Source organism: Anaplasma marginale str. Florida (genome assembly GCF_000215485.1).
GTDB classification, from domain to species: domain Bacteria; phylum Pseudomonadota; class Alphaproteobacteria; order Rickettsiales; family Anaplasmataceae; genus Anaplasma; species Anaplasma marginale.
In genome coordinates, this window is the sequence record NZ_AFMS01000056.1 from 1 (window position 1) to 11,145 (window position 11,145).

The window sequence follows — 11,145 nt, forward strand, 5'->3', positions numbered from 1 at the left end:
AAAGCGTGAGGTCATGCNGGTTTTACCTCAATAAAGTGAAGTTCCCGCCCGTTTTGCACTATAAGATCAATCTCCCCCAAAGGGGACCGGTATCTGTGATGCAGCACCTTGTGTAGCCGGGCTTTGCGCAGCAACAACACTACTAGCTCTCCGGCATAACCCACCAAACTTCGCACTTTTGATGCCCTGCTTTTTGACGTGCACACAGGCCTGGTAGAATCAACTTTTGTACGTGCAGTTTATATCGGCGCAGTCGATATTTTGCAAGAGCAACTTGGTTTAGTTTTGCACTATTTCCCTTGAACCCACGGCTGAAATGACATAAACTTGGCCACTCGAGCGTTCGCTGTATTGGCTATGGTCTTGCGTATTGTTCCTGATGGCGTCAACTTCAATTTCATAAAGCATAGAAAGCTTGCCCTACTTATAAGCCTTGTGTTGCTGCTGGGTTCGGCATTGCTCATTGCGCTCAAGGGCGTAACATTGGGGGCTGACTTTACTGGTGGCATGGTTGCCAATTTTTCTCTGGATGATGGGCATTCTACCGTAGAACAAGTGCGTGCTGCACTATCTGACGCAGGGCTCAGCGGGCTCTCAGTACAGGGTTTTGGGGATAGCGGCCAAGAATTTATGGTTGTCTTCCGTGGCACTGCTGGCCCTGGCGGCTCTGATGAACTGCAACGCATAAAAGACGCCATAAACGGCATTGGCGCCATAACATACAAGCGGCTAGACTACGTAGGCGCACAGGTTGGTGTTGCCCAGGTGACCAGGGGGGTGATAGCGGTACTGTGCTCATTAGTGGGGATGTTTTTATACCTGTGCTGCAGGTTTAAATTGCAATTCGCGGTTGGAGGAGTTCTGGCGCTAGTGCATGATGTTGCAATAACAATGGGCATGGTAAGCGCCACGGGCATTGAGTTTGGTCTTCCAGCAACGGCTGGAGTTTTGATGATTATTGGCTACTCGGTCAATGATTCTGTAGTCATATATGACAGAATTAGAGAGCTGGCGCGCGGTGAGAGCGTGCATGGCAAAGACGTGGGTGGTATAATCAATGCGGGGATAAACTCGACGCTATCCAGAACTTTACTCACATCTGGCACCACACTACTTGCCGCAGTACCTTTGATATTATTATGCGAGGGCGCGGTACACGATTTGGGTGTGATCGTATTCTTCGGTGTTATTGTGGGCACGTATTCGTCCATTTTTATATCCACTGTTCCCTTTGTGAGTGGTGCACAGAAGGTTCTAAAACGCAAAAATGAAGAGAACCCTACATAGGATCTGGGCCCTACTTAGCGCATCGCAGGACCGAAATGTAAAAAAAGTCTATAGCCGCAGGATTGTACTTCTGGCCACACTGCAGGCGTTAGCGGTGTCTGTGCTGACATTCAGAGTGTACCACCTGCAGGTACGGTGCGGGAAGAGGTATAGTATACTGTCTGATAACAATAGGATAAGAAAATTGCTCATTCCGCCCATGCGTGGCAAAATCCTTGATAGAGCGGGAATAGAGCTTGCAACATGTAGGCCGGCGTACAGGGTTTTTTGTGTTTTGCGACACGTAAAGAATATTGATGAGCTGCTTAGTACGTTGGTTCAAATTACCAAGCAGCCGATATTAGAGGGCGCGATCGAGCGTATCAGGTCCAAAAAGTTTGAAACTGTTACACTGTATGACGACATAAGCTGGAAGCAACTTTCAGATATCGAGTTCAATATATACAAGTTGCCAAACATCTATATATCGCCGTTCCATAGACGACACTACCCATTTGGTGCAAGCTGTGCTCACCTCATAGGGTATACCAGGCCATGGTCGGGTGGTAAAAGTAGCGAATTGTTACCGGAAAAGCGCGAAGGAATCACTGGGGCGGAGTACGTGTATGATGGCATTCTCAAAGGCACTCCGGGAATTGCGGAACACGAAATTGACGCTCGGAGCAGGAAAGTAAAAGAATTGCTGCTACTACGCTGCCTACCTGGGAGTGATGTAACCCTTACCGTAGATGCGTCGCTACAACAAGCTGTGTTTGAGATAATGGGGGGCGACAGAGGAGCGGTTGTGGTGTTAGATGTACTAAGCGGTGATATACTAGCACTGTGTAGCTCTCCGTCGTACGACAATAACCTCTTCGTCAATGGGTTGTCCCGCCACACTTGGGAGTCAATGAACGACTCCACCGAACTACCACTGATTAACCGTGCTATCGCTCTACAGACCGAGCCCGCCTCTACCTTTAAGATAATTGCTGCGTTGGCTGCCTTACGTAGTGGCGCTATAGACGCGGACCAGCGGTTTTTATGCTCGGGTAGCGTGCTAGTGGGGGGTAGAAAATTTCACTGCTGGAACAGAAATGGGCACGGATTGATAAGTTTGGAGCAAGCAATCACATGTTCTTGTAACTGCTATTTCTACAATGTTGGGCGCCTGGTTGACATAGATGAAATTGTCGGCGTCGCCCAAGAGTTTGGATTTGCGGAACAGTGCAATACCAATCTGCCTGGAGAAGCTGTAGGAATCTTGCCAAACCAGGTGTGGCGCGCTGAAAATCTCGATGGCTGGAGATTAGGAGACACACTTAATATCACAATCGGACATGGCTATCTACTGGCAACCCCTATGCAGCTTGCTGTATTTATAGCCAGGGTGGCAAGCGGGATGAGAGTGTTACCAAGATTACACGTGGATGCTGGGCAAGTTCCAGCTCAATTTCCTCCCATAGAGGCGGATTTTGCTCATATGGAGTGCGTGCGCCACGCTATGTTTAAGGTGGTAAACACCCCCGGGGGCACAGCGTTTAAGCATTTTTCGCGTGATGCCCCTCCCAAATCTGTAAAAGTTGCAGGGAAAACCGGTACCGTTCAGGTTTTTGGTGCGGGAGGGCGCCGCAGCAATAATGGTATATTTGTGGGATATGCGCCATACTCATCTCCAAAATATGCAATAGCCGCGTTTACTGAGTCTAGTAGTTCAAGCAATTCTGTCAAAATAGCACGGAGAGTTTTTGGCTACATGGAGGAACAAGGCCTATTTGCGCAAGAAGACGCAACGCTAGTTAACTAGGTTGTTGTGGCACCGTGTGTAGCCCAACAAGCGGTCCACCCCATGCAAGCACAACCCCGCAGGTATAACAGACAGGTTGAAATTGACACGCACGCAGCGCGTCTAATTGGCTGGCGGCAAGCACTGAAAACACTCTGCGCTAACTGCCACTCGCGCAGCGCCTATGTGTGCTTAAAGCGAGGCCGGGACCGGAATCGAACCGATATAAAAGGATTTGCAGTCCTCTGCATAAACCATTCTGCCACCCAGCCACCTAGCTGTAAATCTCCGCAATGCTACGCATCAACGACGCAGCATCTCTTTCTGTTCTTTGAAAAGAGTTCCTGCCTATTATGGAGCCGTCTCCGCCTCCGGCCCTAACGGCCTCGACTTCCTTAAGCAACTCATCATCGCTCTTCGCGCTACCACCCGAGAATACTACCATTCTCCTACCGGCGAAGCAAGCCCTCTTGACATAAGCAACTCTCTGCGCAAGCGACAGTATGTCACAATTTATGCTATCGCGCTCAATGTGGTTTGTAGGTAGTTTCACCTTGATAATATTTGCCCCTATGGACGCCGCGATGTGCGCAGCATATGACACAATGTCTATAGCGGTCTCCCCCTTCTTAGACAGGTCTCCACCACGTGGATATGACCATACTACCACTGCGAGCCCGCAAGATTTGGCTTCTCTAATCAATTCCCTGGCCTCACCCACCATAGACAAAAATGACTCTGACCCAGGGTAGATAGTGAGCCCTACAGCGACGCACCCCAAACGTAGGGCATCTTTCACTGAGGCCGTGACCGTTTGGTTCGGTGGGGACCCCTTGGGAAATAATGCAGTAGAGCTGTTGAGCTTGAGTATTAAAGGAAGCATGCCCGCATAGGCGCAGGCCCCGCACTCCAGCATCCCCAAGGGAGCCGCGTATGCGCTAAACCCGCAATTGAGGGCAAGCCTGAAGTGATAGTGCGGATCACACGCGTCAGGATTGGCTTCGAAACTCCTAACAGGGCCGTGCTCAAACCCCTGGTCTACGGGTAGTATGAGCAGCCTACCAGTGTTTGCGAGCCTTCCATGCAGCAACATCCTAGCAAGATTTGTAAGAACTCCAGGGTTCTCGCCATCATAACAACTGAGGATATGTCTGACTTGCTCGCTAAAACTCATGATGCCACCAAAACCGCACAAAGCAGCAACACCCGCCGCGATGCTAGTGCTCCCGAATTGGGTGATCCACCATTATACGATGGGGATACCCAATTTCAAACTAAATCTGGGAGTGCCTGCGCACAGATGTTCTGGATGCACCCCAACCATCTCGTGCTGTAGCCCATTACAGAATTGACGCGGCATATGTTACACAGTATGGCCACTGAATACGTGTCGGCGAACGCCCAGCTGGCTGAATATCGGGGGGCAGCGACAGCACGCTTCACATACCCTACGCGCAGGGTGACGCTGCTACGGGCCGGATACCGCTCGTGCCTACACCAACATCAGCAACGGGTTCTCGATGTAAAACTTGAATCTGTTCAAGAACTTTGTTGCCAGCACTCCATCTACTGATCTGTGATCCACAGACAGTGTAACAGTCATAACGTCTGCGGGTACAACGCACCCATCCACGACAACCGCACGCTTTTCTGACTGCCCCACAGCCATAATGCAAGATTGAGGAGGGTTTATGATTGCGTAGAATTCGCGCACCCCGAACATTCCCAAGTTAGACACGGTGAACCCACCTCCCTGAAATTCGTGAGGCTGCAATTTCCTCTCTTTGGCTCTGGTGACCAGACTTTTTGTGATGTCAGATATTTCTGACAGTGACTTTGCATCGACATTTTCGACAACCGGAGTTATCAACCCCCCGTCTATTGAGACTGCAAACGATATATTTATGTCTCTGTGGTACCTTATCCGGTCACCCTCCCACGAGGAATTGATCTCAGGGAATTCCCGCATTGCCAGCGCCACCGCTTTGAGCACAAAATCGTTCACTGTAATTTTGGTGCCCCTATCAGCGCAGCTGTCGTTTATCTCAACCCTAAGTTTCAAAAGTTCCCCAACCATGCAGTCTACCGCAAGGTAAAAATGCGGTACCGTCAATTTTGATTCCAACAACCGGTCAGCTATCACCCTGCGCATGCTGCTGACCTCTACGACATCACCTCCCGCTGCCCCTGTTGTGCTGGGAAAGCCACCACCTGCTGCTGCATCTAAAACATCAGCCTTAACCACCCTGCCGTACGGGCCGGTACCCGCGACCTTAGTAATGTCTACTGAAAGTCTGGAAGCGAGCTTTTTGGCAAGTGGTGTTGCCTTAATTTTGCGCTCTTCGGCAAAATCGGGTATCGGATATGCCACCCCTCTTTCCGGCCGTTGACGCTCAGGCTGGGGTTGCGACGGTTTTTCTGTGTTGGTGGCTACGCTAGGGCTAGCCGGTGCCGCTACAGCGGCGGTGCCCTGCGAATCTGCTGCTGAGCCCTTCGCATCCGCGTCGTGTGCAACATTGCACAGAGCCTCAACGGACGCTACGTCTTCATCTCCCACCCGCACTACGGCTATTACCTGATTTACCGGCACATCCCTCGTGCCTTCCTGCGTGAGAATCTTGTACAGAACTCCTGGCTCGTCCACATACTCGAACTCCATCACAGCCTTGTCTGTTTCTATGTCTGCGATGACATCGCCAGGCTTGACGGAATCCCCCTCCTTCTTGTGCCACCTAGCTACAATGCCGCTCTTCATAGTTGGAGAGAGCGCTGGCATTAATACTCTAACTGGCATACGATAACCCGGACAGAAATCCTAGAAGCAGGACTATCGTTTACAGTATCGAAATGCCAGTGTCAATCCAATTGGTCACTGAGAGTGGGTGACACCCGAGCATGTGTAAAGTATTAAATACGCTTTGATGGGGAGATGCTGCCCTTGCACGCAGTGACGCAACCAAGCCTCTCTGTGCGTTTAGTTTTGCGCGCTGGCCACGTCCGGCTTGCTGTTCCTGCGGCAACGGTTGAGGGCCGCCACTATACATGTTCGCCAATGCTCGGAGGGGCGCCCAACAGGCAACCCAACGTGCGGAACCTTATGGCAAGACGCAAAAGGAAGTGCTGTCCTCGGGGCCCCTGTCTCTTAGACGAGGCCCCAGGAAAACCCGCAGAGCACGTAGTAAGAGGATTGTGTGTCTGGCTTATGTCGGCCACTCTGCTGGAGAGTGTTGCAGTGCAATAGCCCTGCGGGTATCTCAACTAATCTGCGCGCATGGCGGCATCCGGCGCTGTTATTCCGTGCTGTGTGCACGCAACTACCGCGTACCGACCGGCTGTTTGCCCCACCCTGTGCGGACGCCTGAGCGAGACAATACACGTAATACGTAACAACCGGCTGCCGGTTCCTAGTATTCTGTTGCAGCGTTCATAATTCTGCGCATGTGCGGCAGCATGATCTGCATGAAAGTCTTGATCAAATCTTCGTGAGATCCTGCAGGACGACCACCGTTCTGAGCTGCGGATGCCACTATGGGCACTAGCACCTTGGTTAGTTCTGGTACAGCAGAGGAGATTTCCTTTTTCATTGTCTGCCGCATCCGATCACTCATTTGGCTGCCATACTCCTGCTCCATGCACCTTATAACGTGATCGATCTCTTCGTTTGATAGAGCGAAGTCTTTTTGGTTCACCTGGTTCTTCTTGGCTTCGTTAGAGCCTGTGCCCTGGTTGCGCGCGTGCTGCGATTGGCTCCTTTGAGCGGTGACAGCGGTGCGACTATGGTTCTGGGGCCCTGCACTCATACTAAACTACCCTAACATTGTCTATCGGCAAGAATGATATGCAAAATTTATTAAAAAATTTATAACTTCTGCACAAAACGCGCGCCCAGTGCACCCACGCAAATTAGTCTCTCAGGTTTAATATGATCTGAGTGCATGTTTGCGCGGTACGCAGGCGTACTTACTATGACTCAAAAGCACCCTACACACCATATAAAATTTTCGCGGTAGCCGAGGTGCCAACTGCAACTTTCCGAAGGCACCAATACCATCAGCGCAGTGTTGGTGCGCTAGGCTTGATGACTGCTTTGAGCAGCATTTATGGTTGTGGGTGCGGCATTACGGGGCTTGCATCCTTCGGAGTGGACGCGCCTAAGGCGTAATTGGAGCCTTCACCCGACTTGTAAACGCCTAATAAAACTTTACACCGCGGTGTTCGGCAAGTATACATGGACCGCGAGTTTCCGGTGCTATAACAACACGCAATCAGGGGCGTTGGATGTCTACCGTTGCCATAGTCGACTTTGGTTCCCAAGTAACCCAGCTTATAGCCAGAAGGGTTAGGGAGCTGGGTGTGTACAGTGAAGTATTTCCTCCCAGTACAGATTTTCAGGCTATGGCCAGCCGCGGAATCAAAATTGATGCCTTTATTCTCTCCGGAGGCCCAAATTCGGTTCAGCAGTTGCATGGCGTTCCCAATGCAGTGTCAGACGTGCTGAATCTCAATCTCCAAAAAGGCGTACCTGTGCTGGGTATATGCTACGGTTTTCAAATGCTGGCCCACTATTTTGGGGCTGACGTGGCACAGAGTGTAGCCAGGGAATTTGGCAGAGCTTGGTTAGACGTCATTGAGCCCTCGTCTATCACTGAAGGGGTGTGGTCATTGGGCAGCAAGGTAGACGTGTGGATGAGCCACTCTGATAGCATAGTTGGTGAGGTGCCGCAGGGTTTTAGGGTGGTGGCGCGCAGCGCGGATACCGGGGCTGTAGCGTTTATGTGTAATGATGAGCGCAAAATTTATGGTGTGCAGTTTCACCCAGAGGTGGCTCACACCCCGGGTGGGCGTGAAATGCTAGACAACTTCTTAAAGATTGCAGGCTGCACCAGAGACTGGACTATGGGGTCATTCCTTCATACCCAAATTGGCGCCATAAAGTCTGCTACTGACGGTGGACGCGTGGTGGCAGCGATCAGTGGCGGAGTTGATTCCAGCGTGGCATCAGTGTTGGTTCACAAGGCAATAGGGGAAAGGCTGGTTTGCGTATTTGTTGATACTGGCCTGCTGCGCAAAGGCGAGGCTAGCGTGGTGCGAGACCTTTTCGTGGGCAAGCTCAACATGCATGTTAACGTTCTGGACAAAAGCGCCCTATTCATGCAACGTCTCGCTGGTGTGCAAGATCCAGAGGTAAAGCGTAAGATCATCGGCGAGACATTCATTGAGGTGTTCGAGCAAGAAGCTAAGAGCCTAGGCGATATCAAATTCCTAATGCAGGGGACTATATACCCAGACGTTATAGAGTCTGGCGTAGGAGAATCTGGAACAAAAATTAAATCACATCACAATGTCGGTGGGCTTCCTGAAATCATGAACTTGTCGCTCGTGGAGCCGCTTCGGCACCTGTTTAAAGATGAAGTACGGTTACTGGGCAAAGAGCTTGGCTTGCCATCTGCGATACTCGATAGGCACCCGTTTCCGGGTCCGGGGTTAGCGGTTAGGATTATGGGAGAGGTTACAGCAGAGCGGGTTGAGTTGCTGCGAGAAATAGACAACATCTACATAGATATGATGCGTGATAGTGGGTTGTATGACCACATATGGCAAGCGTTTGCGGTTTTGGTGCCCGTGCGTACCGTTGGTGTGATGGGTGATGGCAGAACCTACGGGTATGTGTGTGCACTCAGGGCAGTCACCTCGAGTGATGGCATGACTGCAGACTGCTTTCCCTTCGGTGAAACCGATGAAAGGAAGTTGGAGTTTCTTGCGTTTTTACAAAAAGTTAGTAGGGCTATTGTAAGCAATCTGCAGGGGGTGAATAGGGTTGTGTACGATATGACCTCAAAGCCCCCAGCAACGATTGAGTGGGAGTAATGTCTGGTGAGTTTGTTGTCCGGGGTGGGGAGTGGTATGGTAGAAAAAGCGATTTTAGAGTGCGGAGATTGCAAAATAAGCTTGCCCGTTATGCATGGCAGCGATGGTACACTAGCTGTTGACACGACTAGCCTCTACAAAGATTCCAAAATCCTTACTTATGATCCTGGATTCATGTCCACTGCTGCGTGTAAATCCGAAATAACGTTCATAGACGGCGATGAAGGCATTCTGCGTTACAGGGGGTATGATATAGCTGACCTTACCATGGCAGACGGCGGATTTTGTAGCATTGCCTACCTACTGTTGTATGGGACTATGCCGCAAGGGCGCGAGCTCGCTGACTTTGTCGCTACTGTAAGCAGGGAGTGCAATGTACGCACACAAGTTTTAGACGTAATTCGAGCATTGCCACGTGATGCCCACCCAATGGCCATATTAATTGCAAGCTTTGCAGCTCTTGCTGCCCACTATCACGGTGCCAATTCTTTAGATCCACTGCGCAGCGCGATTGTGGCTATATCGCAAGTGCCGGGCATTGTTGCAAGCATTTACAGGCACACTTCTGGCGCGCCGCTTATAGAGGCAGATCCGAGCCTAGGGTACGTACAAAACTTCGTGCACATGATGTTTGGTGACTTGCATGAGACGCGCAAAAGCATTATCTGCAAGGCGCTGGAGGCGATCTTCATAATGCATGCAGACCACGAACAGAATGCTTCTACTGCTACGGTAAGGGCAACCGGCTCTGCCGGGGCTAACCTGTTTGCGTGCCTGAGCGCAGGCGCAGCAACCTTGTGGGGCCCAGCTCATGGTGGTGCGAACGAAGCAGTTGTAAAAATGCTTGAGGAAATTGGTCGCCCTGAGCGAGTTGGTGAGTTCATTGAGAAGGTAAAAGAGAAAGAAAGCGGAGTGAGGCTCATGGGTTTTGGCCACAGGGTCTACAAGAACTACGATCCAAGAGCCCGCATCATCCGGGATATATGCAAAGAAACGCTGAGTGGATTGGGCGCGGATGACCCACTACTTGATGTGGCGACTGCGCTGGAAAAAGCGGCTCTGGAAGACGAATATTTTGTCAAACGCTCACTGTACCCCAATGTTGACTTTTACTCCGGTATTGTACTAAAGGCAGCCGGGGTGCCAGTGAACATGTTTACCGCGTTTTTTGCTCTGGCGAGGACTACCGGATGGTCTGCCCAATGGTATGAAATGTTGGATAAACAGCACGAGGGTAGCAAGATATGCCGCCCACGCCAACTTTATACCGGCAAGATGAACGCAGAGTAGCGCGCGAAGTTTATTGAGCGATGTGCAAGCAATGTTTGGCACGTGACGTAGGTACGGAAATGCGCTGGCGGCCATTTTTTGTTAGACATTGCCGTCACGGCATTTCAGGTCTGAACCAAGGCCGATTACACATGTAGTGGCCATATGCGCCGGTTCTGTGGTTACCTGCTTGTGGTTGTTGCGGCGTGCGACTTAACCGCGAGTGGTGTGGCCGATATTCTACATACAACGTGCTAGGCGTGCAGTGAGCACGTTCTGCGTTCTGTGGCGGTTTTAGGGCTTTTAAGTAATAAAATTGGGTAGTTGACGGGCACAAAGGCGGGTATAATCCTAGCTAGTTCTTTGGTTTTTAAGGTTCTGTTTTGACATGCGTCAAGATGCTTGAGGACGTGCTCGAGCGTCGTGCAGCGGCAGTTGAAGACTGGTTTGCTGACTGGTTTTCCAGATACCCTGCGGTTCTGAGCACCTCTGTAGACGTCCGCAGCTCAGGATACAAAATAGCTCCGGTTGACGTTAACTTCTTCCCGGCAGGGTACAACAACTTTGGTGTGGATGCAAGACAGAGAGCGGAGTCTGCCTTTTTGGAGCACCTATCTCAGTATCTTGGATCTAAAGTGCTGATTGTGGTTGAAAGCCATACCAGGAATAAGAAGTACGTTGATAGCGTTATGGCACTTAAAGACATATTGGGTGCATCAGGATTTCAGCTTGAGGTGGGTGCCTGCGGCATTACCGAAGACATGAGCGCGGTATCATCCACGGGTGCCACGCTGGACGTCAAGGCTCTGGTGAATTGTGGGGGGGAGGTGAGTACAACCTCTGGATTTGTGCCGGACCTCATCATACTAAACAACGATCTTACCAGCGGTATTCCGGGCGTGCTTGATGGCATCTTAACGCAGCGCATGATACCTCCGCTGCATTTGGGGTGGTTT

At 50.9% G+C, this 11,145-nt stretch carries 9 protein-coding genes and 1 tRNA gene; 5 read left to right on the top strand and 5 right to left on the bottom strand.

Annotation, left to right across the window (positions count from 1 at the left end; genetic code table 11):
- Positions 1-11: 11 nt before the first annotated feature.
- Positions 12-206 carry a YraN family protein gene (locus tag GAC_RS06175; RefSeq protein ID WP_037349112.1) on the bottom strand — a complete coding sequence of 65 codons (195 nt, stop codon included), beginning with the start codon at positions 204-206 and terminating at the stop codon, positions 12-14.
- 151 nt (positions 207-357) lie between these two features.
- On the opposite strand from GAC_RS06175, the gene secF reads away from it, so the two are divergent.
- Complete coding sequence (gene secF, locus GAC_RS01610; RefSeq protein ID WP_010266264.1) at positions 358-1,287, top strand: protein translocase subunit SecF; 930 nt, start codon at positions 358-360, stop codon at positions 1,285-1,287.
- Complete coding sequence (mrdA, locus tag GAC_RS01615) at positions 1,268-3,073, top strand: penicillin-binding protein 2 (protein WP_010266262.1); 1,806 nt, start codon at positions 1,268-1,270, stop codon at positions 3,071-3,073. Before secF ends, mrdA begins: the two co-directional genes overlap by 20 nt.
- Before the next feature lie 179 nt (positions 3,074-3,252).
- Here the strand turns inward: mrdA and GAC_RS01620 are convergent.
- From GAC_RS01620 to GAC_RS01635, 4 genes are all read right to left on the bottom strand, one after another.
- Positions 3,253-3,324, bottom strand: a tRNA-Cys gene (locus GAC_RS01620).
- Positions 3,325-3,326: 2 nt separating this feature from the next.
- Positions 3,327-4,226: a class I fructose-bisphosphate aldolase gene (locus GAC_RS01625; RefSeq protein WP_010268772.1), complete on the bottom strand. Its 900-nt coding sequence runs from the start codon at positions 4,224-4,226 to the stop codon at positions 3,327-3,329.
- 318 nt (positions 4,227-4,544) lie between these two features.
- A complete protein-coding gene (locus GAC_RS01630; protein WP_012659122.1) occupies positions 4,545-5,846 on the bottom strand; it encodes a pyruvate dehydrogenase complex dihydrolipoamide acetyltransferase in 1,302 nt (433 codons plus the stop codon).
- 610 nt (positions 5,847-6,456) lie between these two features.
- On the bottom strand, positions 6,457-6,852 hold the full coding sequence (locus GAC_RS01635) for a hypothetical protein (protein ID WP_010268767.1): 396 nt from the start codon (positions 6,850-6,852) through the stop codon (positions 6,457-6,459).
- Between the two features lie 478 nt (positions 6,853-7,330).
- Here GAC_RS01635 and guaA point away from each other — a divergent pair, with 478 nt between their 5' ends.
- The 3 genes from guaA to GAC_RS01655 all read left to right on the top strand — a co-directional run.
- A complete protein-coding gene (guaA, locus tag GAC_RS01645; protein ID WP_012659121.1) occupies positions 7,331-8,920 on the top strand; it encodes a glutamine-hydrolyzing GMP synthase in 1,590 nt (529 codons plus the stop codon).
- 36 nt (positions 8,921-8,956) lie between these two features.
- Complete coding sequence (locus GAC_RS01650; RefSeq protein ID WP_010266244.1) at positions 8,957-10,210, top strand: citrate synthase; 1,254 nt, start codon at positions 8,957-8,959, stop codon at positions 10,208-10,210.
- A 362-nt stretch (positions 10,211-10,572) separates the two neighbouring features.
- Positions 10,573-11,145, top strand: a 573-nt coding sequence (locus GAC_RS01655; protein WP_241760109.1) for a glutamate--cysteine ligase, incomplete at its 3' end; no start/stop codon positions are given.